This is a genomic window from Rhodococcus sp. NPDC076796 (assembly GCF_040702765.1).
Lineage (GTDB): Bacteria > Actinomycetota > Actinomycetes > Mycobacteriales > Mycobacteriaceae > Rhodococcoides.
The window spans coordinates 277211-300436 of record NZ_JBFBMS010000004.1; the positions used below are offsets into that span (position 1 = coordinate 277211).

The window sequence follows — 23226 nt, forward strand, 5'->3', positions numbered from 1 at the left end:
TGCCACCATCGATTCGGGGACTTTCGATCGACAGACTTCAGGAATGACCAACAACGAACGAATCGAACACACGGAGGACAGAGTGGCTGCTGCGATTCTGCGGGCACCGTTCGCGAGGCGAACGTGGCGAGAGGGCGGCTATCTGCTCGTCGGTTCGATGCTGGGATTTCTGGGAGCAACGTACCTGTTCCTGGGCGCGGTATTCGGGCTGAGCCTGGTGATAGTCCTGATCGGCATTCCCTTGATCGCCGCCGTCATCGTCGGTGCGCGGAGTTGGGGTGTGGCCTACCGGGCGCTGTCGGCGACGATGCTCTCGACTCCGGTGGCTGCTCCTCCCCCGTTCCGTGCTCGCGGAATCTCCGGGTCCATCGCCGCCGGGTTGACCGATCGGGTCGGCTGGCGTGCGGTGCTGTTTCTCGTCATCCAGTCGTTGCTGTCGGTGGTCAACGTGTTCGTGGTGCTCATGTTCGCGGTGATCTCGGCTTTTCTGGTCGTGTCGCCTGTGGTGTGGGCCGTCGTGAAGCCGGTCAGCTACGACGCGGACGGGGTGGCCCGCCAATCCCTGATCCAGATCGATCAGACCTATTTCGACACGCTGCCCCAGATGTTGGCCGTGGCCGTGCTGGGAATCTGTGGGCTGTTCATTGCGCCATGGCCGATTCGAGCGATGGCAGCGGTGGAGCGCACGCTGACCGGATTGCTGCTCGCTGCCTCCGACGAGGATCGGCGAGTGTCGGACCTGGAGACGTCCCGCGCGGAGGTGGTCGACAATTCGACTGCGACTCTTCGCCGGGTCGAGAGAGATCTACACGACGGCACACAGGCTCGACTTGTCACCATGGCCATGGCACTCGGGAGAGCGGAGGAGAAGTTGGCACGCGGCGAAGACGCGTCGGAACTGGTGTCGGCTGCCCACGGCACCGCAAAGGAAGCGCTCGTCGAGCTTCGAGAGGTGGTGCGCGGAATACACCCGCCCGCACTCGATCTCGGACTCGAAGCGGCCCTTCAGACATTGTGTTCACGCAGCCCGATCCCGGTCGAGCTGACGGTACTGTTGCCGCACCGTCCGGCTCCGAGCATCGAGACCATCGCATACTTCACGGTGGCCGAACTGTTGACCAACGCAGCCAAGCACTCCCATGCTTCGCAGGTGTGGGTCGATGCGTACGCGGACATAGCGAGTGTGGTGATCAGCCTGCGTGACAACGGAATCGGTGGTGCGGCTCCCGGAGCGGGCACCGGCCTGAAGGGTCTGCAGGCTCGAGTCGAATCCGTCGACGGAGCACTGCATGTGGACAGTCCGGTAGGTGGCCCCACCGTCGTGAAAGTGCATCTGCCCCTGACGTCTGGAGGAATCGGATCATGAAGGTGGTCATAGCCGAGGACAGTGTGATCCTACGAGACGGGTTGGCGCAGCTGCTGATCGATCGCGGATACGAGGTGCCGGCGATGGTGGGTGATGCCGAGGCGCTGGTGGCCGCAGTCGACGAGTATGCGCCCGACGTCGCGATCATCGACGTGCGAATGCCGCCGAGCTTCACCGACGAAGGACTCGTTGCGGCCGTACATCTGCGACGCCGCCACCCGGACGTGGGCGTACTGGTCTTCTCCCAGTGGGTCGAAACCCGATACGCTGCAGAGTTGTTGTCCGGCAGTACGTCCGGGGTGGGCTATCTGCTGAAGGACCGCGTCGCCGACGTCGGTGAATTCGTCGACGCACTGGTTCGGGTCGCAGCCGGCGGGACAGCGCTGGATCCGGAAGTGGTGGCTCAATGGGTGGGATCCAGCGCAAAGCGGAGCACATTGGATGCGCTGACCGCGCGCGAACGCGAGGTGTTGGACCTCATGGCGCAGGGACTCACCAACGCGGCTCTTGCTGCATCCCTGCATGTTTCGGAAAGAGCAATCGAGAAGCACGTGGGAAACATCTTCGGCAAGTTGGGGCTACCGCCGTCGGATACCAACCACCGGCGAGTGATGGCAGTATTGCAGTATCTCGGTCAGCCGTCGGGCACGGCTTCGTAGTCGACACCGGGCTCACCGATACCAGCGCCACAGTCGCGGAGTCGTGCAGACCAACAGCACCGCCAGGGCAGTGACCACGGCCTGTCCGACGCGACCTGCCGTCACTCCGTCCGTCGGATCGTGGGGCGGGTAGTTCACGACGGCGTTGGCCGCCGAATCGAGAAACAAGATCGCTGCGCCGAACACCAATCCGATACGTCTGCGTCGAGCGATGAGAACTGCCGCGAGCGGATCGAGGACGACGAGCGCGACGAAGAACCACGCGATGGCCACCGGTACCCCCGGATAAGGATCTGATCCACCGCCGACGAGCTGCACCAGATGAACGACCGTGCCGTAAGCGAATACGGCCGTGAACACATACGTCAACGCATCGACGTGCCGTGGGGTGGATCGCACGGAAACGACGGTACCGCCCGTCTACAGTCTGCTCATGTCCGCGTCGCATCGACCCAGAGTCCTGATCGGCATCTCCGGTTGGACGTACGCGCCGTGGCGAGGTGATTTCTATCCGGCGGGCTTGGCGCATCGTAAGGAACTCGGGTACGCATCGGAACATCTGACGTCGATCGAGATCAACGGCACGTTCTATGCGATGCAGAAGCCGTCGAGCTTCACCAAGTGGCACGACGAGACGCCGGACGACTTCGTGTTCTCCATCAAAGGTGGTCGCTACGTCACCCACATCAAACGGCTCGTCGGCGTCGAGGCGGCACTCGCGAACTTCTTCGCCACCGGAGTGTTGACGCTGGGCGACAAGCTCGGACCGTTCCTGTGGCAGTTGCCCCCTAACCTCGAGTTCGACGCGCAGAAGATGTCGGACTTCTTTGCCATGTTGCCTCGGACGGTCTCTGCTGCAGTCACTTTGGCCGAGTCTCGCGACGACAAGTTGGCCGAGGATCGAGTGTTGTTGCCTCCTGTGTCGTCTCGGGTCCTGCGGCACTGTGTGGAGGCCCGGCATCAGAGCTTCGCCACCGACGAGGCCGTGCACTTGTTGCGAGAGAACGATATTGCGTTCGTTGTCGCCGACACCGCAGGCAAGTACCCGTACGTCGACACTCCGACAGCCGATTTCATGTACGCCCGCCTGCACGGCGACGAGGAGCTGTATGCCAGCGGCTACACGGATGAGGCGCTCGATCGATGGGCCGCGAAGATCTTCGACTGGACGGCCACGGGCCGCGACGTCCACGTGTACTTCGACAACGACATCAAGGGCTACGCACCCTTCGATGCCATGAAACTGATCGAGCGAATCGGTAGGTGAGTATTCGGCTTTCTAGCTGGTTCGGTAGATATACGGATAGTTCAATGTTCTCGTCCTGGCGCAGGTAGCGCCTCTGCCACACGGGACAGGCCCTTCGCGGAGGCCAGGACCGTCGCCACCTTCTCTCTCAGGGCATCGCCCTCGAAGGTCTCCGCTCGGCCGCCCACGCTGATCGATGCAACGACCGCGCCGTCTCGTCCGAGGATCGGTGCTCCGACGGCCGCGACGCCGGTGAGGTAGTCCGAGTTGCTCAGTGCGTACCCCTGCGATCGGATCTGTTCGAGACGTGTCAGCAACTCGTCCGGCGCGGTCGGTGTTCGATCCGTGAACGCGGGGAGGTCTTCGGTGAGCCAGCGGTCGCGAATCCGAGCGGAAAACGCCAGCATGGCCATCGGGCCTGCGGTGGCGTGATACGGCAGTACCGAACCGATCGAAATGCCCGCGACCACAAGGGGATTGCTTCCTTCGTGGCGATCGATGCAGACGGCTCCCTCGTCTGCAGGGACCATGAGATACGCAGTGTCTCCGAACTTCTCGGCAATCTCCGACAGGTACGGTTGCGCGGCACCGCGGATGTCGAGTTGGGTCAGTGCCGACGACCCGATCTCGAACACGGGCATGGCGATTCGATACGAGCCTTCGGCTGTTCGATCCACCCAACCGGCATGGATCAGAGTGGTCATCAGTCTGTGCACGGTTGTCTTGTTCATTCGACTTGCCGTTGTCAGGTCGTTGAGCGTCCACACGGGATGCGTCGTATCGAAGTGATCGAGAAGCGTGCAGGCTTTGACGACGGCACCGACGATGTCGCGGCCGGCGTGGGTATCGGACTCGGTGGGAACTTCCACGTGTTGTTCCTTCCGGTCGGGTGAAGCGTCGACGCCATCCTACGAAGCGATCGGCGCCGGTGAGTGCACCGACCGGTATTGACTTGTGATCCGAGCCACTCTAAATTCGGAATACGTTCCGCATTACGAAATGGATGGTGCTCATGACCGCGACACTCAGAGATCTGACCGAGCAGGGCCTGGTGTACGCCCCGGGCGTATGGGACGGACTGACGGCAAAGCTGGCCGAACAGGCCGGGTTCTCGGCCCTGTGCGCTTCCGGCTTCGCCGTGTCGGCAGCCCTCGGACTCCCCGACGCCGAGCTGTACACGATGACCGAGAACCTCCAGGCTGTGCGCACCATCGGAGAATCGTCCTCGCTCCCGCTCGTGGCGGACATCGATACCGGCTACGGCAACGCCGTCAACGCAGCTCGGACCGCAGGCCGATTCGCCGCCGCGGGCGTTCAGGGCGTCTTCATGGAAGATCAGCTCTCGCCCAAGAAGTGCCCCATCTGCGTGGGCGAGCCGGTGGACCTCATCAGCATCGCGGAAGCGTCGGGCAAGGTAAGGGCGGTGCGGGATTCGCTGCCGGAGCACGTCCTGATGATCGCCCGCACCGATGCGCGTGGCGACGACGCGATCCGACGCGCCACCGCATACGTAGACGCCGGTGCCGACATGATCATGCCGGTCACGAAGACCTTCGAGACCGCCGACGAGTGGGCTCGCTGTCACGACGCCGTTGGCGTCCCGCTGATGGCGACGCTGACCGCGTCGACGTGGACCGAGCGTGAGTTCACCCCGGAGGTGCTGCAGCAGATCGGCGTTCGACTCGCCCTTCTGCCCACCCAGGTGCTGATGGCGGCGACGGGCGCTGCACGAGAGACCCTGCGCCGACTCGCCGGCGGCGAAGCCCCGGCCGACGTGAGCGCCGACGCATTGCAGCACCATGAGTTCGTCGATCTCATCGGCTTCCCGGAAGTCGAAGCAGCGCAGCGCAAGTACCTTCCCGCCGACGCGAAGGTGTGATCGGTATGAGTTCCGACGCGCTGACGATGGTCGAGAAGATCCTCGGCCGAACCTGTCAAGCCGACGTGGTGCACGCCGGCGAGAATCACGCTGTCCGGCCTGCTCGCATGATCGCCTACGACTTCCCCGGCTACACCGACGTGATGTTCCGGCAGATGCGCGAGGACTTCGGCATCACCGAACTCGACGACCCGTCCCGATACGTCGTCTTCATCGACCACATGCTCACCAAGAAGAACGCCAAAGAACAGGAAGTGCACCAGGTCACGCGAGATTGGTGCGAGTTCTACGGCATCGAACTGCACGAGGGGCGTGGCATCGGCCATCAGCTCACCGCCGAACTCGGACTCGCGACGCCCGGAGACTTCCTCGTCCACTTCGACGGGCACATCAGCGGAATCGGTGCCTTCGGCGCACTCGGATGGGGCATCCGGCGCGATCTGATCGAGGCCTGGGTGACGGGACAGCTCTACGTCGACATTCCGGCCACCACCCGGTTCGACCTCGTGGGTGAGTTCGGCCCCGGCGTCGACAGCCGCGATCTCGTCCATACGATCATCGACCTGGTCGGTGCGGACGGGTGCGCCCACCAGGTCATGGAGTTCGGTGGTCCAGGAGCGCGGTCGATGAAGATCGACCACCGACAGGGTCTGTGCGGAATGGCGATGTTCACCGGAGCGGTCTCGGCGATCTTCGAACCCGACGAGCTGTCGCTCGCTTATGCCCATGACGTTGCCCGGCAGGCGTTCACCCCCGTGTTCCCCGACGGGGATGCCACCTACGCGGCCCGCCACACCATCGACCTGTCGACCGTCGTTCCGCAGGTGGTGCAGCCAGGTTCGGCCCGTGCAGCCAACACACATACCGCTGCCGATCTGGCCGGAATCCCGATCACCAAGGCGTTCATCGGCTCCTGTGCCAGCGGCCGCATCGAGGACCTGCGCGCTGCGGCACTGGTGCTCGACGGGCGGACCGTCGCTCCCGGCGTCGAGTTGAACGTTGTTCCGACCTCTCAGAAGGTGCACGATCAGGCCGAAAGCGAAGGGCTGCTGGACATCCTGCGGTCGGCGGGCGCGCACATCGCGGTGTCGAGCTGCGACTTCTGCTTCGGATATCAGAAGCCCCTCGCGGCCGGCGAGAACTGCATTTCCACCGGGGTGCTCAACATCTCCGGGCGCATGGGTAGCTCTGACGCCAACATCTACATGGGTTCGCCCTTCACCGTCGCCGCCAGCGCCCTTGCCGGGACGATCGCGCAGGTGGGGTCATGAGCGCTTACCCGCCCCCGCCCGACGTCATCGACGGTGCGGTCGCGTGGATATTCGGCGACGACTTCGACATCGATCTGGTGGTGGGTGTCGCGAACATCAAGTCCTACGACCCCGATCACCTCAGGTCGGTCTGCATGGCGGCGTACGACCCGGATTTCGTCGATCGAGTTCGCCCCGGTGACGTCATCGTCGGTGGGCGGAACTTCGGCTACGGGCATCCGCACTATCCGCCGATGGTCGCGCTCCGCAACCTGGGCATCAGTGCGGTTGTGGCGGAATCGTTCTCACCCGGATTCTGGCGTGGCGAGACCTTCAACGGTATGCCCCTGATCACCGTTCCCGGAATCTCCGACGCGGTGGCCGTCGGTGACGATGTCAGACTCGACTGGCGTCGGGCCGAGGTGTCGAAGCAGGACGGCACCACGATCACCGGCCATCCACCGAATGCCCGAACCGTCGCAGTCATCGAAGCAGGCGGTTCGTACGAACTTCTTCTCTCCGAACACCGAAGCAAGCAACCACTCACAGAAGGATCAGCGCGATGACGAACACCGAACACTCCCGCGCAGGAGTCGCACCGCCCAAGGCGGACACCACGACCGCGCGCCGAGCTGCGCTGGCCGGAGGTGTCGGCACGCTCATCGAGTACTACGACTTCGCGGTCTACGGCTTCCTCGCCGTCATCATCGCGCCGCTGTTCTTCCCATCCACCAGCCCCGGCGTGTCGATTCTCGCGACCTTGGCCGTGTTCGGCGTCGCCTATGTCGCCCGTCCGCTCGGCGGAATCTTCTTCGGCCGACTCGGAGACCGCAAGGGTCGTCGGCACGCCCTCGTCATCACCGTGGTGTGCATGGGTGTCGCCTGCGGCATTCTCGGACTGCTGCCGACGCACTCGAGCGTCGGCGTGCTGGCCCCCGTTCTTCTGGTGATCATCCGGCTCGCTCAAGGATTCTCGGCGGGCGGTGAGATCGGCGGTGCCGCAACCTACATCGCGGAATCGGCACCGCCGAACCGTCGGGGATTCTTCGGTTCGTTCACGCCGGTGGGATCGACACTCGGCTTCGCCGTCGCCGCAGCCGTCGTCGGGCTCGTTGCTCTGATCACGACCGACGAACAGATGTCGTCGTGGGGATGGCGCATCCCGTTCCTGCTCGCTCTGCCCCTGGCGTTCGTGTGTCTCCGTGTGCGGCTCAAGCTCGAGGACAGCCCGGAGTTCGAGGAGATGGCCGCCAAGAACGAGGTCGCCAAGAGCCCGTTGAGTGACGTGGTGAAGAAGCAGCCGTGGTCGGTGCTCCGCGTCGTCGGCATCGCAATCGCGATGAACGGATCCGGCTATATCGGACTGACCTACTTCAGCGTGTATCTGATCAACGACCTCGGGTTCTCGAAGGACTCGGTGTACTGGACGTCGGCGATCGCAATTGCCTTGGCCTGCGCCACTTTCCCGCTGAGCGGCATGCTCACCGATAGGTTCGGCCGCAAACCGGTACTGCTGTTCGGCTATGTGGCGTACGTGATCATCGCGCTGCCGGTGTTCATGATTCTCGGTGCCACGTCGAGCATTCTGATCGTCGGCGTCGTCTACTTCGTCTACATGGTGCTCAACGGGGTCGTGCAGGTCCCGGCGTTCCCGCTGTTCACCGAACTCTTTCCTCGGGCAGTTCGCTACACCGGAGTGTCGTTGGGCTTCAACATCGGAACGATCGCGGCAGGTGGAACTGCGCCGTATGTGGCCGCTCAATTGGTCGAATCGACCGGCAACGCCATGTCACCGGCGTACTGGGTGATGGGTGTCTGCGTCATCGGTGTCGCGACGGTACTGACCATCAAGGAGACGGGACACAGCAAGCTTCCTGTGTGACGGAGCCGCTCTGCTGTGAGCAGAGATCCGATCGGGCCGGTCGACGGTGGCGAGGACCGGATCACCGGCACACTGGGTGCATGAAGCTATTGGTCCTCGGCGGCAGCGACTTCGTGGGGCGAACTGCCGTCGAACATGCTCTCGATCTGCAGTGGGATGTCACGGTCCTCAACCGCGGACACTCTCGTCCGAATTCGCGGGCAACCGCACTCCGCGGGGACAGGCGAGTCGCAGGCGGACTCGATGCACTGCGGAAGGGGCAGTGGGACATGGTGTTCGACACGTGGTCGTGGGAGCCGAGCGTCGTCGAGGAGTCGGCGGCGATGCTCGCCGGACGGGTCGACAGCTACATCTACGTCTCGAGCCGGTCGGTGTACGACGCGCCGCGAGCGGGATCGACCGAGACCTGGCCGACGGTGCAGGTGCCTGCCGAGGACTATGCGCGGCAGAAGTTGGGCGGTGAGCGTGCGGCAGTTGCGGCTTTCGGCGATCGAGCGCTGCTGGTCCGCGCCGGGCTGATACTCGGGCCGTACGAGAACATCGGCCGACTTCCGTGGTGGCTGAACAGAATCGACCGCGCCGGGGATGTGCTTGCGCCCGGTCCCGCTGGCTTGGCACTGCAATATGTCGATGTTCGCGATCTCGTTGCCTGGAGTCTGGCTGCAGCCGCTCGGGGTCTCGGCGGACCGTACGACGTGGTGAGTCGGCCAGGTCATGCCACGATCGGCGACGTTCTGCAGGCATGCATCCAAGCCACCCGGTCCGATGCTCAGCTGTGCTGGGTGGAGCCGGATGTCCTCAGCGCTGCGGGCGTAGAGCCGTGGACGGAGCTCCCGATCTGGATTCCGCCGGGGGCCGACCATGATTCGCTGCACGCATCCGATGTCTCGAAGGCATTCGACGCGGGGCTTCGGACTCGTCCGGTTCAGGAGACCGTCGCGGACACGTGGGTGTGGCTGCAGTCGCTGAACGGGCGGACGCCGATGAGGGGTGATCGGCCGCCCGTCGGACTCCCGGCCGAGCGGGAGGCGGCAATTCTGGCGGGTCGGTGAACTCGACAGACGCGCGCGGAATCGTCAGACGCGTTCGGAATTGCCAACGGATCGGTGACGAATTCGCGCGCGTGTCACGAACGCGCGCGCGTTTGCGGGAAAACCGGCCCGCTAACCCACTATTCGTCACTCTTGCTCGAATGCTAGAGAGTGATAGACAACGCTACGGAGTGCAGAGTCGTCGTACCGCGCCCTCGATGATCGACGCCCGGCGCTGGTGTTCGGTGTCGTCGACGGGTCCGCAGTCGCTGCCCGGGGCAGTCATCCACGCGGAGGTGATGCCGAAGATCATGGTGAACAGGTCGTCGACGGTGTAGGCGTCGGAAATCAGGCCGTCCTGCTGCGCGACTGCCATGGCGTGTCGTCGCTCGGCTATCACCGCATGGATGTCGTCGGCACCCGCGACCGCCATGCCGCCTTGAAGTTGCGTCCACAGCAGCAGTCGGTGTTCCTGAGGGTTCGCGGCGAGGTGCAGATATTCGCGTGCGGCGTATCCCCCGAGATCGTCGACGGTGAAGGGAACCGACTCCAGGAAGCGCGCGAACCCGTCTTCCACCACGGCCCGGAACAGTGCTTCCTTGTCTCCGAAGTACGCGTACAGGCGTTCCTTGCTCGCTTTCGCCGAGACCGCGATGCGATCCACCCGTGCCCCGGCCAATCCGTGCTCGGAGAACTCTGTGCGTGCGGCGACGACGATGCGGGCGCGGGTTGCGCTGGCGTCTGGCTTCATGTGGGCCACCCTACCGCCAACCAACTAGTTCGTTTGACACTCGGTGCCGCATCGCCTACGTTTTCGTCGGGACATTTTTCGGGCCCGAGAATCAACGAGTACGAGTGGGGTAGAAACATGTCGCAGGTCTCCGAGCGCGAAGCGTCGGATCCGAATCCGAACTACGAGCGCCGATGGTTGGTGCTCTGCATCGTCGCCATCACACAGCTCACGATCGTGCTGGACGGCACCATCGTCAACATCGCCCTACCGCAGGCGCAGATCGACCTCGGCATCAGCGACACCAGCCGCACCTGGGTGATCACCGCCTATGCGCTGGCCTTCGGCGCGCTGCTGCTGCTCGGTGGCCGCATCGCGGACTACTGGGGACGCAAGCGGTCGTTCATCGTCGGCATGGCAGGCTTCGCCGTTGCCTCCGCAGTCGGCGGACTCGCCCAGGAGGGCTGGCAGCTGTTCGTCGCCCGCGCAGGTCAGGGCGTCTTCGCGGCACTGCTCGCACCCGCAGCACTGGCCATCCTGACGGTCACGTTCACCGACACCAAGGAACGCGCCAAGGCATTCGGTGTGTTCGGAGCGATTGCCGGTGGCGGCGCAGCCGTCGGCCTGCTCCTCGGCGGAGTGCTCACCGAATACGCGAACTGGCGCTGGTGCCTGCTCGTCAACATCCCCGTCGCGATCGTCGCCATCGCAGCCGCTGTCCCGCTGGTCAAGGAAAGCAAGGCGCACGGAGACACTCGCTACGATCTGCCGGGCGCGATCCTCGTCGCACTCGGGCTGGCATCGCTGGTCTACGGCTTCACCGAAGCCGAAGACGGCTGGGCGACGGTACCCACCATCTCCTTCATCGCGCTCGGCATCGCTCTGCTCGCCGCGTTCGTCGTCGTCGAGACCAAGTCCGACAACCCGCTGCTTCCGATGAGTGTGCTGCTGGACCGTGACCGCGGTGCCGCCTACATCGGATCCGCCGTGATCGGTGCCGCACTGCTCGGTGGCACGTTGTACCTCACCTTCTACTTCCAGATCGTGCTCGAGATGAGCCCGGTGATCGCCGGCGTCGCATCACTGCCCATGACCGGCGGCATCCTGATCACCGCCGCGATCGCGTCCGCTCTCGTTCCGAAGATCGGGCCCAAGCCACTGATGGCCGTCGGCCCCGTCGTCTCGGCGATCGGCCTGCTCCTGCTGACGCAGATCGGCGTCGACACCTCCTATTGGACGCACGTCCTTCCCGGAGTCGTGCTGCTCGGCCTCGGCCTCGGCCTGCTGATGGTGCCGATGCAGAACGTTGCACTCATCGGCGTACCGGATCACGACGCGGGTGCCGCCTCCGCTCTGATCAACGCCACCCTGCAGGTCGGCGGCGCACTCGGCGCAGCGGTGTTCACCACGGTGTACACCTCGTCCAAGACGTCGTACCTGGCCGACAACCCGGCACCGACTCCGCCCGCAGGAGTCCCCGCCGAGGCCCTCGCGGGCCAGGAGATCCCGAGCGACGAGGTACTGGCCGCGCTGCCGGAGCCGATCCGCGACTTCGTGCTCGCCACCATCGATCACGCCTTCGCAGCCGAGGTATCGGGTTACGCCTGGGCCTTCGGCACCGCCGCGATCCTGGTCGCGCTCGTGTGCCCGGTCGTGCTCGGGCTCGTCCGCGCGAAGAAGGACGACCTGCCCGTCGGAGACACCCCGGTCCACATCGGATAGGTCCACTCCCGCACAGACGAGAACCCCGCTGCTCACCGTCGAGCAGCGGGGTTCTTCGTTTCGAAAAGCCTCGTCAGTCCGGATCGATGGCATCGGACTGCGCGGTGAGCAGCATGTGCAGCAACTCGGGAGGCAGGGCCATCGGCGGCATCGCGCCCAGATCGATCGAATTCTCGGAGTCGCCGCCCAGTTCCACCACCTCGTCGTGCAGGCTCTCCATCTTCTCGTCCAGCTTGTTCGCGCTCTCGGCGGCATCGGTCAACTCCGCGAGCAGAGTCGGCGGGATCTCCCCGCGGTACTTGTAGAAGATCTTGTGTTCCAGGCTCGCCCAGAAGTCCATCGCGATGGTGCGGATCTGCAGCTCGACGAGCACCGGCTGGACGCGGTCGGACATGAACACCGGAATCTCGACGATCAGGTGCAAACTCTTGTAGCCGTTGGGTTTCGGATTCGCGATGTAGTCCTTGACCTCGACGACCCGAATGTCGGTCTGGCTGCTGAGCATGTCCGCGATGCGGTAGGTGTCGGAGATGAAGCTGCAGGTGATGCGGACCCCGGCGACGTCGAAGATGTTCGCACGGATCGCGTCGAGATTGAGTGCGCACTTCTTGCGCTGGGCCTTGTCGACGATGCTCTCGGGCGTCTTCAACCTCGACGAGACGTGCTCGATGGGGCTGTAGCGATGAATGTGAGTGAATTCCTGTTTCAGGATGTTGATCTTCGTGATCAGCTCGTCGATCCCGAACTTGTAACTCATCATGAATCGCGTGAAATCGTGTCTCAGCCGACCCAGGTCGACCGCAGTCTCACCGTTCTTCATGACCTCGTTCATGATCACGATTGTCCACGACGGCAGGCCGAGCGCGCGCGGCGCGGGAATCGAAGCTTGCATCACTGCACGACGGGCCCAGCTCCGGTGTGAATCTCACGACGCCACAGGACTGGCACTGATGCGTGCGGTGATGCCCCAGCTCGCACGAACACGCTCGCGAACCGACGAGAACCGAACCGGCGACGAGCCGATGACCGTTGCCACACCGCGTGGGTGCTCTCTCGGCCCACCTGTCTCCGACGCGGTACAGCGAGCCGGCCGCAGGCTCGGGTTCGAGTGCCATCGCGCGCGACCGCCTTCGAGAATCCATGCCGTCCGATATGGACCGCCCGAAGTGGCTCCGCTGGCTGCATCGCCAACTCCGGGGGCCTGCTCAGGCTAGCAGAACTCGAACGTGTGTTCTAACTCGTACGTCAAAACCACGTTTTGCGGCCACCGACTGCGCGCCCCATCGAACCGAGCACCGTCAGAACCAGACCGACGACCACCAAAATGATGCCGATAGTCGTCAAAATTGAAATGCCGGCGAAATAGCCGATCAGGGCGAGGATGATTCCGAGAACGATCATGACTACTCCTGGCGTCGAGACGAGCCCGATATCGGCGAAGAGCCGATACGACCGAACGTACCCCCGTCAGATGGAGGAATGGTCACAATTGTCGCTATTTTCCGGCATCCACTTTCGCTGCGAGGAAAGCCTCCGGGTCGATCAGATCCGATTGCCCGACGATCGATCCCAGGTCAGCGATACGTTCGATGCCGGTGAGCACCATCTCTTCTTCGACCGTGCCCTCGGCGTAGCCGTAGTAGCAGGTCGACGTCGTGTGGTTGTGGTCCTTGTCTATTCGGTTGGCGCGCCCCTCGATCTGACGAATGTCGATGGGGGTCCACCGGGGATCGTGAATCAGCGTGACCCGCGGGGCGAGGGTGGAGACCGTCCCTTCCGGGAGCAGTAACTCGTTGGTGTGCAGATTGATCGCACTGGTGGTGGTCGAGACGATGACCGACGCGTCGCCGGTCTGAAAACGTCTGATCGACGCCTCCTGCTCCGGGCTGCTCATACTGCCGTCGACCACTGCGACGTCGAGACCCTCGTCGCGCAGTGTCTGCGCCAGCGCGGCGACCGACTCGCGGTAGAACATCGAGACGAACACCTGATTGCCGGCCTTGACCCACGTCCGCACCTGATCGGCCGACGCGGGAATGCGCAAGTACGAACACTTCTGACGGAATCGCAGGGTAGCGGCGCGGGTGCTCGGATTCTTCTGCAGCACCCGCTTGCCGCCGACGGCCTTCCAGATCGGCAGACCCACTTCCTTGCGGTAGTCCACCCACGCCGAGTTGTACAACCGCTTCTGCGCGGCCGTGAGTTCCTGCCCCAGTGGCTCACGCGGAGTCGGCGGGGACGGCCGCGAAATCGACCACGGCACAGCGCCTCCCGACAACCACCCGTGCACCGACGCGATATCGCGGGCGCGTCGGGCCGCGTCCTCGGGCTCCCACCGCCACGTCGTCAACCCCGTCGTCGCCTTGCCTGCCTTGACGGCGAACCCGGATTCGATGAGGAACTCCGCCCACTTCATCGTCACCGCATAGCCGAGATACTCGTCGTCACCGAGGATCTCGACCCCGCGGCTGCGCTCGACGGCCCTCGCCATGTAGGCGAAGTGCAGCGGCTGATAGCCGGGCGTGGCAGACATCCAGACCACCGAGCGGGCCGCTTCCTGATACCGCCAGAGGATCTGCGACTGCTGCGATTCGATGTTCATCAGCGCATGCGATTCGTCGGCGATCACCACATCGATGTCGAACCGAAGCTCGCCGAGTGAGATGGTCCGCTTGTTCTGTGTCCGTTTACGTTTGCCCAGGTCGGTCTCGGGCGGAACCGACAGGAGCTTCTTCGTCGACTGGTACGTGATCAGCAGCCAGCGCTTGCGGTCGGCCGGCTCGATGTCTGCCTCACTGTCTGCGATGGTTCGACGCCACCCCGGCAACGCACCCTTGGGTGCGACCACCAGTACCGTGCCGATCTCGGCTGCCGACATCTGCCGGACTGCCTCGCACACCGCCAACGTCTTGCCCAGACCCGTCGAATCCATCTGCGCGAAGTACGGGAACCCGGCCTCGAGCGCGGCGAGATGGCGTCGAACGGATTCGAGCTGCGTGTCACGCGGCTGCATCGCCCGCTCCCGCACCTCTTCGTCACGCCAGTTTTCGTTGGCATCGTCCTCGAGCCACCGCTGCAGGCTGTAGGGCATCGACTCGTACGGTTGCAGATACTCGGGCAGCTCCGTGCCGTAGTACGCGAACACCCGAGGACCCGGATACCAGCGCGCCCCAGCAGCGCCCGCCGCCGACCGATCCTCGAACGGCACGTCCAGTACCCAGACGCGCTCACCGGGATCGGGCACCCGCAGATCGGGGGCAGCGGACTTGCGCGGTGAGGTCTTGCGCGGGGCTGCTCGCTTGCGAGGTGCGGCCTTCTTCGCCGCGGGTTTCTTGTCCGCAGGCTCACCGTTCTTGGCGGCCGCGAACTTTCGCGCAGCGCTGCTCTGCCCGGCCTTGACGGTGCGGGCAGTGGTGGATCGGGCTGTGCGTCTACGAGGTGGCATCGGATCCAGTCTGTCGTACGGTGTGCACGAACACCGTAAAGGAGCCCTGTGACATACACGAACGACCCGCGCGCCGTAGTACTCGTCCACGATCAGGACCCGGCTCTCGCGCGACGCGACATCGGCACCCTCGACGCCGAATTGCGCGCCAGGGGTTTCCAGTTGGACGTGCACTCCTTCGACCACAGTCCCGATCTCGCGCCGCCGCCGCTGTCCGGCGCGCAGGCGGTGGTGGTCATGGGCTCACCCGACGCCGCGTACGACGACACGCTGACCTGGCTCGCGCCGGAAATCGCGTACGTGCAGGACGCGATCGACGCGCAGGTCCCCATCCTCGGTGTGTGCTTCGGCGGTCAGCTGCTCGCTCGGGTGCTCGGCGGGACCGTTCGCAAGTCCGAGCATCCCGAGTACGGTTTCGTCGACGTCGAGACCTCCGATCCCGAGCTCATCGCACCGGGCCCGTGGATGGAGTTCCACGGCGATACGTTCACCGCTCCCCCGGAGGCGACGGTGATCGCCCGCAACGCGGCCGCACAACAGGCGTTCGTCCTCGGACCGCACCTCGGACTGCAGTTCCACCCCGAAATCGACCTCGACACCTACGACGCGTGGGCCGCGGCGTGGGACCGCGACGGCGTCGAACATGCGGTGGACGTGCAGGAGATTCGCCGCGCCATTGCAGACGCCGAACCTGCAGCTCGGTTGCGTTGCTCGGCTCTGCTGGACGCATTTCTCGCCCGATCGGCGGCGCTGCCCCGGTAGGGTCGAACGATGACCGAGGCCAGGCCCAGCAACTTCAGCGATCACCAACTCGGCATCTACGCCGCGGGGATGTTCGCGCAGCAGACACCGTCGATCACCACCAACCTGGCGCGGCTGGAGGACCAGGCTGCCGAGAAGCTCTCGCCGGAGGCTCTTGGCTACATCGTCGCCAGCGCGGGTAGCGGCTCGACGGCTCGTGCGAACCGGGCCGCCTTCGACAGGTGGGCAATCACGCCGCGGATGCTGCGCAGCTCGGCTGCCCGTGACCACGCGTGCACCGTGCTCGGCACCGACATGCCCGCACCGCTGCTGATCGCTCCCGTGGGCATTCAGACTCTCGCCCATCCCGACGGTGAGCTCGCCACCGTCCGTGCAGCTGCGGAACTCGGTGTGCCGTACATACATTCGACGCAGGCCTCGCATTCGTTCGAGCAGATTGCCGAGGCGGGCGGCGACGCTCCCCGCTGGTATCAGCTCTACTGGCCGACGGACGAGTCGGTGCTGCTGAGCTTCCTGCAGCGTGCGAAGGATTCCGGGTTCAGCGCGCTGGTGCTGACTCTCGACACCACCTTGCTGGGCTGGCGGCCGGCCGATCTCGACCGTGGCTACCTCCCCTTCCTCGCCAACCTCGGTATCGAGAACTACTTGACGGATCCAGCGTTCCAGGCAGGCCTGGGGCAGCCCGTCGAAGAGAATCCCGTTGCCGCCGCGATGCATTGGGCGCAGATGTTCCCCAACCCCGGTCTGTCGTGGAAGAACCTCGCGTTCCTGCGGGAGCACTGGAGCGGCCCGATCGTGCTCAAGGGAATCTGCACCGTCGGCGACGCGCGAGAGGCCGCAGCGCACGGAGTCGACGGCATCGTCGTCTCCAACCACGGCGGTCGTCAGATCGACGGGGCCAGAGCATCACTCGACGCGTTGCCGTCCATCGTCGACGCGGTGGGCGAGCAGCTGACAGTCCTGTTCGACTCGGGCGTACGCACCGGAGCCGACATGGCCAAGGCCCTCGCGCTCGGGGCCGACGCGGTACTGCTCGGCCGACCGTTCCTCTACGGACTCGCACTCGGCGGGCAAGAGGGCGTGGCGCACGTATTGCGCTGTCTGCTGGCCGAATTCGACTTGGTGACCAGCCTGTCCGGTCATGCCGGTGCGGGCGAGCTCGGCCGCGACTCGATCATGGAGTCCTGATGGAGTGGACGAAGCACGCGATCTGGTGGCACCTGTACCCGCTCGGCTTCACCGGCGCACCGGTGCACGGCTGGGACGGTGAGTCCCAATCAGATCTGCACCGGCTGAACAGAATCGAGAAGTGGCTCGACTACGCACTCGAGCTCGGCGCGTCGGGCATCGCCCTCGGTCCGATCTTCGAGTCCGAGAAGCACGGCTACGACACGGTCGACTACTACCACGTCGACGGCAGATTGGGCACCGACGAGGACATCGACTCCCTGATCGCCGCAGCGCATTCCCGCGGCCTCAAGGTCATGTTCGACGGCGTGTTCAACCATGTGGCGCAGAGCTTTCCGAAGTTCCGCCAGGCCCTCGCCGAGGGTGCGGACTCCGAGGCCGCGCAGTGGTTCCACCTCGATTGGTCCGGGGACGAGCCGACGCATCGAAACTTCGAGGGCCACGACGAACTGGTTGCGCTCAACCACGAGAGCCCGCACGTGCAGCAGTACGTCGTGGACGTGCTCTCGCACTGGCTGGGGCGAGGCGTCGACGCCTGGCGGCTCGACGCGGCATATGCGGTGTCGCCGCGCTTCTGGGCCGCGGTGCTGCCGAAGGTTCGGGAAAAGCACCCGGACGCATACTTTCTCGGCGAGGTCATTCACGGCGACTACGACCGAATCGTCTCGGCCTCCACGTTGGATTCGGTCACCCAGTACGAGCTGTGGAAGGCGATCTGGAGCGGTCTGAGCGAGAGGAACTTCTTCGAGCTCTCCCACGCTCTGGAGCGCCACAACGGGTGGCTCGACGCCTTCGTGCCCGCCACGTTCGTCGGAAATCACGACGTCAATCGCATCGCCAGCGTGATCGAGGACGAGCGACATCTGGTGCACGCGTTGGTGGTTCTGTTCACCGTGGGCGGTATGCCGATGATCTATTACGGCGACGAGCAGGCGTTCCGAGGCATCAAGGAGGACCGTGTCGGCGGCGACGACGAGGTGCGTCCGGAGTACCCCGACACGTCCGATGATCTGGCCCCGTACGGCTGGCCGGTCTTCCGCATTCATCAGGAGCTGATCGGTGTACGGCGTCGAAACCCGTGGTTGTACTCCGCGCGCACCGAAACGCTCGAGCTCACGAACACCGCGCTGCTCTATCGTGCGCAGGCGGGCGAGAATTCGCTGACGGTGGCGCTCAATCTCGGTGACGATGCCATCGACCACCCGGTCCAGGGCAGCGAAGTACTGGCAGGTGAGGCGAACGTGAACGACGGGCGGGTGAGCGTTCCGCCGCACGGCTGGGCTGTCATCGGCTGATCGCTGCATACGGTTGTGTTCGGCTGTCTACGCCGAACACAAGAAAGCGGTAGAGGCCGCTACAGGTACAGTCGAGCGCGACACGGGGTGCCCCCAGGGGCTGAGAACACACCCGTCGAACCTGATCTGGTTAGGACCAGCGAAGGGAATGTCGTGACGTTTCGGTATTTCCTGTCCCTCGCGACGGTCCCGACCTCGAACGAGAGGCGAGGCACATGAAATTCGACGAGCAGACGGTCTTGGTCACCGGCGGTGGACGCGGACTGGGATCATCGATCGCGGCAGCATTTGCCGGTCAGGGTGCACGCGTGGTGATCGATTACCGCAACAGCAGAGATGCTGCCGAAGCGCTGGCGGACCGACTCGGCGAGAACGCGATCGCAGTGCAGGGTGACGTCACCGACGAGTCGGCCGTCGCCGCACTGTTCGACACTGCACGCGAACACTTCGGCACCCCGATCACCACCGTCGTCAACAATGCGCTGGCCGATTTCTCCTTCGACGGCGATGCCCGGCCCAAAGCCGACACCATCACCTGGGAGCGTTTCGACGCACAGCTGCGTGGCAGCGTCCGCGCGGCCTTGCTCACCACCCAGGCTGCACTGCCAGGTATGCGGGAGGCGGGGTTCGGACGAATCATCAACGTGGGCACCAATTTGTTCCAGAATCCGGTGGTGCCGTATCACGACTACACCGCGTCCAAGGCCGCACTGCTCTCACTGACGCGAACGTTGTCCGCGGACCTGGGTGCAGACAACATCACAGTCAACATGGTCTCGGGAGGACTGCTGCGCACCACCGATGCCAGTGCCGCGACCCCGGCCGAGGTGTTCGACTTCATCGCGGCCTCGACCCCCTTGCAACGCGTCACCACGCCGGAGGAGTTCGCCGATGCCCTGCTGTTCTTCGCTTCGCCGTGGGCGCGGTCGGTGACCGGCCAGAATCTCGTCGTCGACGGCGGCCTGGTCAAGAACTGACATGCACCTCAACGCGTTTCTCTACGGTTGCGGCCACCACAGCGCCGCGTGGCGTCATCCCGAGTCGCGGGTGGAGGATCTCGGCGACATCTCGTACTACGAGGAACTCGCGCAGCTCGCCGAACGGGGAAAGTTCGATGCGGTGTTCTTCGCCGACGGACATTCGGTGCGCGACCCGGCCGGGGCCGGCACCTGGTTCCTCGAGCCGATCACCGCGCTGTCGGCCATGGCCAGGGCCACGACGCACATCGGTCTCGTCACCACGGTGTCGTCCACGTTCTACACCCCGTTCCATGCTGCACGCATGTTGGCGTCGCTCGATCACATCAGCGGCGGCCGTGCCGGCTGGAACGTCGTCACCTCCATGTTCGACGCCGAAGCACGCAATCACGGAATGGACGTCATCCCCGCTCGTGAGGAGCGCTATGCGCGCGCCGAGGAGTTCGTCGATACTGCTCTCGCGCTGTGGGATTCGTGGGAGGCCGACGCGTTGACGCTCGATCGAAGCGGAGACTATGCGGATCCGGCCAAGGTGCACTCGATCGACCACGACGGCAAACACTTTCGGGTCGACGGCCCGTTGACGGTGCCGCGGTCGCCGCAGGGCAGGCCGGTCCTGTTCCAGGCCGGCGCGTCGGGCCCGGGGCGTGATCTCGCTGCGAAGTACGCCGAGGCGATCTACGCCGTCGCCTACGATCTCGTTGCGGCGCAGAGCTATTACGACGACGTCAAGCTACGCATCGACCGCTCCGGTCGCGACAGCGCGGCGGTGGGGATCATGCCGGGTCTGGTGACGTACGTGGGCTCGACCATGGAAGAAGCCCGCCGGAAGAAGGCCGAGCTGGATCGGCTGCTACCCACCGAGCAGTCGCTGGCGATGTTGTCCACGTTCACCGGGCAGGACTGTGCTGCTTGGGAACTCGATGCTCCGGTACCGCCCCTGCCCCCGGCGGCCGAGTTCACCGGACCGCTGGGTCGCTACGAAACGATCCTGCGCATCGTCGAGAAGGATGCTCCCACCGTGCGGGAACTGCTCGGCACCCTCGCGGCCGGCGGCGGGCACGCCACGATGATCGGCACACCGGAGTCCATAGCCGACGAGATGCAGTCGTGGATCGGCCGTGGTGCCGACGGATTCAATCTGATGTGTCCGCGATATCCGGATTCTCTGAAGGACTTCGTTGACCACGTGGTCCCGATCCTGCAGCAGCGCGGTATCTTTCGGACGGACTACACCGAGTCGACGCTGCGGGGGCACCTGGCTCACTGAGCCGATTCACCGAACGGTCGGCCCGAAGACTCCCCGATCGACGAACGCGACGAGAGCGTCGAGACCGTCGTCGGGCGAGCCCTGCCACAGCCGGGCGAAGTTTTCCGCCGCACCGCCGATCAGTATCGCGGTGGTCGCAGGGGATGCCGGTAGGTCGACTCCTGCGGACTCGAATGCAGTCAGTCGAGCGACCCAGGGCTCGAACTGAACCTGCATGAATCGTTGCACTTGCCGCGCGAAGTCGGCATTGACCAGCGCGGCATCACGGAGGGCATCGATCACCACCCGGTGCCGAGTGAGCAACTGCCAGAACACTTCCACGTGGGGGCGCATCGTCGGGTGCTCGCGCGCCGCCGGATCCTGAGTGGCGACGATGACGTCGGCGTCGTCACCGATCTGCTCGGCGAGGGCCAGCAACAGCTCGTCCTTGCTGGAGTAGTGGTTGTAGAACGACCCTGCCGCTCGTCCGGCTTCGCGGGTGATGTCGACGATCTTGGTGTTCAGGTATCCGGAACGAGCGAACACGACGCGGGCGGCGTTCTCCAGTTCGATGCGGGTCTGTTCGGCCTGTTGCGCCCGTGTTGTGGCGGCCATGTCTGCTCCCTGCCTGTTGACACCTCTGCCGTCACGATACACACTGAATCATGATTCAGTGAATGTTCATTCGTCGAAGGGGTCGTCATGAAAGCAGCAGTTTTGACCGAGTTCGGTGTACCCACGTACGCCGACCACGGGAATCCGGCACCCGCCCAAGGGCTGGAAGTGATCGACGTGGCGGCGGCGACGCTCAATGCCGTCGACATCGCCATCGCCTCGGGTAGGCACTATTTGAGCCCGATGTCGCTGCCGACGGTGAGCGGCATCGAAGGCGCAGGTACGACGTCGGACGGCCGACGCGTCTACTTCTCCCTGCCCGTTTCGCCCTACGGTTCGATGGCTCAGCAGGCGCTGGTCTCGACGAGCTCGCTCATCGAACTGCCCGATGGACTGGACTTCTCTACCGCCGCCACTCTCGGGAACGCGGGACTGGCAGCGCTGATGCCCCTCACTCACGGCGGGCGGATGGAGGCCGGTGAGAATGTCGTGATCCTCGGTGGCACCGGGGTCGTCGGACGCCTGGCAGTGCAGGCCGCGAAGCTGCTCGGCGCCGGATCGATCACCGTCGTCGGGCGCGACGAGGCTGCACTCGAAGCCACCCGCGAACTCGGTGCCACGGCGACGGTGGCCGTCGGCGACAAGAGCGTCGACGAAGTGAGCGCGGCTATCCGAGACGCATCGTCAGGAGCCGACCTGATACTCGACTACACCTGGGGCACAGTGGCTCTGGCGGCGCTGCGTGCGGGCAACCGGCTGGTACGACTGGTGCAGATCGGTGATCGAGCCGGAGCCGACATCACCCTACCGGCCCAGTTGATGCGATCGCTCGGAGCCAGTGTGCACGGGTTCATGCCCATCCACTACGGGCCCGACGCAGTGCAACATTCGTATCGCGCCCTGACCGACTGGGCCGCGGCCGGCCAGATCACGGTTGCGTTCGAGAACGTTCCGCTGGCCGAGGTGGCGAGTGCATGGAAGCGAGCCCCACATACCCGTCACAAGCTGGTGCTACTGCCTTGAATTGGTCGAGTGGCCAGCGAGTCGATGAATTCTCTTGTCAATCGAGCGATGTCGTCGGCATGGGAGATCGGTGACCAATGCCCCGCCGGAATGTCGTTGCGGGTCAGGTCTTTCACCCACTTGCCGGTGTCGTCGTAGTGATACGGACGCACCGCGACGTCCTCGGTGTTGACGATGAGGTGCACCGGAATGTCGATGTACCGGTCGCGTGGATTGCCCAGGTGCGGAATGATGTTCGCGCGGTAGAGATTGGTTCCGTTGGTCGCGTCCGACCACAGCGTCGGGTTCTGGGTGACGAGCTTCGGGTCGACTCCCGAGAACTCTTCGAGGAATGCAGGCCAGCCCTTGGCGAACTGCCGCTTGATCCGCAGCGTCGACAGCCCGGGGATGTGGAAGGTGACGGTGTACCACGACGCGCGTACCTGAGCGAGCACCTGCTTGATGCCGGTGAGGGTGGGTTTGCGCAGCCGCGACTGCGACCACTTGCCGAGATGATCGAGATTCGGCCCGGAAATCGATGTGTACGAGCGGATTCGGTCCTTCGCGCGCGGCTGGGCGGCGGCTTCCCATACCTCCACAGCGCCCCAGTCGTGGGCGAGCACGTGCACCGGAGCGTCGGGGCTGACGGCGTCGGCGACAGCGTAGAAATCCGAGGCCAGACGCGCCAACTTGTACGCGGACTGCTCGGTGGGAACCGAGCTCTCGCCTGCACCGCGGGAGTCGTAGCTGATCACCCGAAAGCGGTCCTCGAGCTGGGGCACGATGTGGCTCCACAGCTCGTGGGTATCGGGCCACCCATGTACGAGGACGATGGGGTCACCGTCGGGGTTGCCGCTCTCGAACACCGCGAGGCGGATTCCCTCGTTGACGACCGTCGTACGAACCGCGTTGCTGCTCAACAGGTTTT

General features: G+C 64.6%; 23 protein-coding genes and 1 riboswitch. Of the genes, 15 read left to right on the forward strand and 8 right to left on the reverse strand.

Annotation, left to right across the window (positions count from 1 at the left end):
• Positions 1-43 precede the first annotated feature (43 nt).
• Both AB0366_RS15325 and AB0366_RS15330 read left to right on the forward strand, forming a co-directional pair.
• Positions 44-1366 (forward strand): sensor domain-containing protein, encoded by a 1323-nt coding sequence (locus AB0366_RS15325; RefSeq protein WP_366244669.1) that lies wholly within the window; start codon positions 44-46, stop codon positions 1364-1366.
• Complete coding sequence (locus tag AB0366_RS15330; protein ID WP_314143610.1) at positions 1363-2025, forward strand: response regulator transcription factor; 663 nt, start codon at positions 1363-1365, stop codon at positions 2023-2025. Before AB0366_RS15325 ends, AB0366_RS15330 begins: the two co-directional genes overlap by 4 nt.
• A gap of 12 nt (positions 2026-2037) precedes the next feature.
• On the opposite strand, the gene AB0366_RS15335 is transcribed toward AB0366_RS15330, so the two are convergent.
• Positions 2038-2424, reverse strand: coding sequence for a hypothetical protein (locus AB0366_RS15335; protein ID WP_366244670.1), 387 nt, complete (start codon positions 2422-2424; stop codon positions 2038-2040).
• A gap of 34 nt (positions 2425-2458) precedes the next feature.
• Here AB0366_RS15335 and AB0366_RS15340 point away from each other — a divergent pair, with 34 nt between their 5' ends.
• Positions 2459-3292 carry a DUF72 domain-containing protein gene (locus AB0366_RS15340; RefSeq protein WP_366244671.1) on the forward strand — a complete coding sequence of 278 codons (834 nt, stop codon included), beginning with the start codon at positions 2459-2461 and terminating at the stop codon, positions 3290-3292.
• 41 nt (positions 3293-3333) lie between these two features.
• Here the strand turns inward: AB0366_RS15340 and AB0366_RS15345 are convergent, their stop codons facing one another.
• The gene (locus tag AB0366_RS15345; protein ID WP_366244672.1) at positions 3334-4140 is read right to left on the reverse strand and encodes an IclR family transcriptional regulator; all 807 of its coding nucleotides are present in this window, start codon (positions 4138-4140) and stop codon (positions 3334-3336) included.
• Between the two features lie 143 nt (positions 4141-4283).
• Between AB0366_RS15345 and AB0366_RS15350 the strand changes: the two genes are divergently transcribed.
• From AB0366_RS15350 to AB0366_RS15370, 5 genes are all read left to right on the forward strand, one after another.
• On the forward strand, positions 4284-5150 hold the full coding sequence (locus AB0366_RS15350) for an isocitrate lyase/PEP mutase family protein (RefSeq protein WP_366244673.1): 867 nt from the start codon (positions 4284-4286) through the stop codon (positions 5148-5150).
• A gap of 26 nt (positions 5151-5176) precedes the next feature.
• Positions 5177-6421: an aconitase family protein gene (locus AB0366_RS15355; RefSeq protein WP_366244943.1), complete on the forward strand. Its 1245-nt coding sequence runs from the start codon at positions 5177-5179 to the stop codon at positions 6419-6421.
• Positions 6418-6966, forward strand: coding sequence for a 3-isopropylmalate dehydratase (locus AB0366_RS15360; RefSeq protein WP_366244674.1), 549 nt, complete (start codon positions 6418-6420; stop codon positions 6964-6966). Before AB0366_RS15355 ends, AB0366_RS15360 begins: the two co-directional genes overlap by 4 nt.
• Positions 6963-8282, forward strand: a complete 1320-nt coding sequence (locus tag AB0366_RS15365; protein WP_366244675.1) for an MFS transporter — start codon at positions 6963-6965, stop codon at positions 8280-8282. The genes AB0366_RS15360 and AB0366_RS15365 overlap by 4 nt, the downstream gene beginning before the upstream one ends.
• A gap of 80 nt (positions 8283-8362) precedes the next feature.
• Complete coding sequence (locus AB0366_RS15370) at positions 8363-9334, forward strand: NAD-dependent epimerase/dehydratase family protein (RefSeq protein WP_366244676.1); 972 nt, start codon at positions 8363-8365, stop codon at positions 9332-9334.
• A gap of 163 nt (positions 9335-9497) precedes the next feature.
• Here the strand turns inward: AB0366_RS15370 and AB0366_RS15375 are convergent, their stop codons facing one another.
• On the reverse strand, positions 9498-10064 hold the full coding sequence (locus tag AB0366_RS15375) for a TetR family transcriptional regulator (RefSeq protein WP_128644668.1): 567 nt from the start codon (positions 10062-10064) through the stop codon (positions 9498-9500).
• A gap of 117 nt (positions 10065-10181) precedes the next feature.
• Here AB0366_RS15375 and AB0366_RS15380 point away from each other — a divergent pair, with 117 nt between their 5' ends.
• Complete coding sequence (locus AB0366_RS15380) at positions 10182-11765, forward strand: MFS transporter (RefSeq protein ID WP_366244677.1); 1584 nt, start codon at positions 10182-10184, stop codon at positions 11763-11765.
• Positions 11766-11838: 73 nt separating this feature from the next.
• Here the strand turns inward: AB0366_RS15380 and AB0366_RS15385 are convergent, their stop codons facing one another.
• The 3 genes from AB0366_RS15385 to AB0366_RS15395 all read right to left on the reverse strand — a co-directional run bounded on the left by AB0366_RS15385 (position 11839) and on the right by AB0366_RS15395 (position 15210).
• Positions 11839-12585, reverse strand: a complete 747-nt coding sequence (locus tag AB0366_RS15385; protein ID WP_366244944.1) for a GTP pyrophosphokinase family protein — start codon at positions 12583-12585, stop codon at positions 11839-11841.
• 425 nt (positions 12586-13010) lie between these two features.
• The gene (locus AB0366_RS15390) at positions 13011-13166 is read right to left on the reverse strand and encodes a DUF6131 family protein (protein ID WP_314143604.1); all 156 of its coding nucleotides are present in this window, start codon (positions 13164-13166) and stop codon (positions 13011-13013) included.
• A gap of 94 nt (positions 13167-13260) precedes the next feature.
• A complete protein-coding gene (locus AB0366_RS15395; RefSeq protein ID WP_366244678.1) occupies positions 13261-15210 on the reverse strand; it encodes a helicase-related protein in 1950 nt (649 codons plus the stop codon).
• A gap of 48 nt (positions 15211-15258) precedes the next feature.
• Between AB0366_RS15395 and AB0366_RS15400 the strand changes: the two genes are divergently transcribed.
• The 5 genes from AB0366_RS15400 (at position 15259) to AB0366_RS15420 (ending at position 20702) form a co-directional block, all read left to right on the forward strand.
• Complete coding sequence (locus AB0366_RS15400; RefSeq protein WP_366244679.1) at positions 15259-15972, forward strand: type 1 glutamine amidotransferase; 714 nt, start codon at positions 15259-15261, stop codon at positions 15970-15972.
• Between the two features lie 9 nt (positions 15973-15981).
• Positions 15982-17160 carry an alpha-hydroxy-acid oxidizing protein gene (locus AB0366_RS15405; RefSeq protein ID WP_366244680.1) on the forward strand — a complete coding sequence of 393 codons (1179 nt, stop codon included), beginning with the start codon at positions 15982-15984 and terminating at the stop codon, positions 17158-17160.
• The gene (locus tag AB0366_RS15410) at positions 17160-18455 is read left to right on the forward strand and encodes an alpha-amylase family protein (RefSeq protein WP_366244681.1); all 1296 of its coding nucleotides are present in this window, start codon (positions 17160-17162) and stop codon (positions 18453-18455) included. Before AB0366_RS15405 ends, AB0366_RS15410 begins: the two co-directional genes overlap by 1 nt.
• Positions 18456-18528: 73 nt before the next feature.
• Positions 18529-18621: riboswitch (TPP riboswitch) on the forward strand.
• A gap of 49 nt (positions 18622-18670) precedes the next feature.
• Complete coding sequence (locus tag AB0366_RS15415; protein WP_366244682.1) at positions 18671-19432, forward strand: 3-oxoacyl-ACP reductase; 762 nt, start codon at positions 18671-18673, stop codon at positions 19430-19432.
• A 1-nt stretch (position 19433) separates the two neighbouring features.
• Entirely contained in the window at positions 19434-20702 is a 1269-nt protein-coding gene (locus tag AB0366_RS15420) for an LLM class flavin-dependent oxidoreductase (RefSeq protein ID WP_366244684.1), read from the forward strand.
• A 6-nt stretch (positions 20703-20708) separates the two neighbouring features.
• Here AB0366_RS15420 and AB0366_RS15425 read toward each other — a convergent pair whose 3' ends face one another.
• Complete coding sequence (locus AB0366_RS15425; RefSeq protein WP_366244685.1) at positions 20709-21296, reverse strand: TetR/AcrR family transcriptional regulator; 588 nt, start codon at positions 21294-21296, stop codon at positions 20709-20711.
• An 87-nt stretch (positions 21297-21383) separates the two neighbouring features.
• Here AB0366_RS15425 and AB0366_RS15430 point away from each other — a divergent pair, with 87 nt between their 5' ends.
• The gene (locus AB0366_RS15430) at positions 21384-22319 is read left to right on the forward strand and encodes a zinc-binding dehydrogenase (protein WP_366244686.1); all 936 of its coding nucleotides are present in this window, start codon (positions 21384-21386) and stop codon (positions 22317-22319) included.
• Here the strand turns inward: AB0366_RS15430 and AB0366_RS15435 are convergent.
• Positions 22295-23218 (reverse strand): alpha/beta fold hydrolase, encoded by a 924-nt coding sequence (locus AB0366_RS15435; RefSeq protein ID WP_366244687.1) that lies wholly within the window; start codon positions 23216-23218, stop codon positions 22295-22297. The genes AB0366_RS15430 and AB0366_RS15435 overlap by 25 nt on opposite strands.
• Positions 23219-23226 lie beyond the last annotated feature (8 nt).

Coding starts and splice junctions, on each gene's coding strand:
- AB0366_RS15325 (WP_366244669.1), top strand. CDS start 44: ATGACCAACAACGAACGAATCGAACACACGGAGGACAGAGTGGCTGCT.
- AB0366_RS15330 (WP_314143610.1), top strand. CDS start 1,363: ATGAAGGTGGTCATAGCCGAGGACAGTGTGATCCTACGAGACGGGTTG.
- AB0366_RS15340 (WP_366244671.1), top strand. CDS start 2,459: ATGTCCGCGTCGCATCGACCCAGAGTCCTGATCGGCATCTCCGGTTGG.
- AB0366_RS15350 (WP_366244673.1), top strand. CDS start 4,284: ATGACCGCGACACTCAGAGATCTGACCGAGCAGGGCCTGGTGTACGCC.
- AB0366_RS15355 (WP_366244943.1), top strand. CDS start 5,177: ATGGTCGAGAAGATCCTCGGCCGAACCTGTCAAGCCGACGTGGTGCAC.
- AB0366_RS15360 (WP_366244674.1), top strand. CDS start 6,418: ATGAGCGCTTACCCGCCCCCGCCCGACGTCATCGACGGTGCGGTCGCG.
- AB0366_RS15365 (WP_366244675.1), top strand. CDS start 6,963: ATGACGAACACCGAACACTCCCGCGCAGGAGTCGCACCGCCCAAGGCG.
- AB0366_RS15370 (WP_366244676.1), top strand. CDS start 8,363: ATGAAGCTATTGGTCCTCGGCGGCAGCGACTTCGTGGGGCGAACTGCC.
- AB0366_RS15375 (WP_128644668.1), bottom strand. CDS start 10,064: ATGAAGCCAGACGCCAGCGCAACCCGCGCCCGCATCGTCGTCGCCGCA.
- AB0366_RS15380 (WP_366244677.1), top strand. CDS start 10,182: ATGTCGCAGGTCTCCGAGCGCGAAGCGTCGGATCCGAATCCGAACTAC.
- AB0366_RS15385 (WP_366244944.1), bottom strand. CDS start 12,585: ATGAAGAACGGTGAGACTGCGGTCGACCTGGGTCGGCTGAGACACGAT.
- AB0366_RS15390 (WP_314143604.1), bottom strand. CDS start 13,166: ATGATCGTTCTCGGAATCATCCTCGCCCTGATCGGCTATTTCGCCGGC.
- AB0366_RS15395 (WP_366244678.1), bottom strand. CDS start 15,210: ATGCCACCTCGTAGACGCACAGCCCGATCCACCACTGCCCGCACCGTC.
- AB0366_RS15405 (WP_366244680.1), top strand. CDS start 15,982: ATGACCGAGGCCAGGCCCAGCAACTTCAGCGATCACCAACTCGGCATC.
- AB0366_RS15410 (WP_366244681.1), top strand. CDS start 17,160: ATGGAGTGGACGAAGCACGCGATCTGGTGGCACCTGTACCCGCTCGGC.
- AB0366_RS15415 (WP_366244682.1), top strand. CDS start 18,671: ATGAAATTCGACGAGCAGACGGTCTTGGTCACCGGCGGTGGACGCGGA.
- AB0366_RS15420 (WP_366244684.1), top strand. CDS start 19,434: ATGCACCTCAACGCGTTTCTCTACGGTTGCGGCCACCACAGCGCCGCG.
- AB0366_RS15425 (WP_366244685.1), bottom strand. CDS start 21,296: ATGGCCGCCACAACACGGGCGCAACAGGCCGAACAGACCCGCATCGAA.
- AB0366_RS15430 (WP_366244686.1), top strand. CDS start 21,384: ATGAAAGCAGCAGTTTTGACCGAGTTCGGTGTACCCACGTACGCCGAC.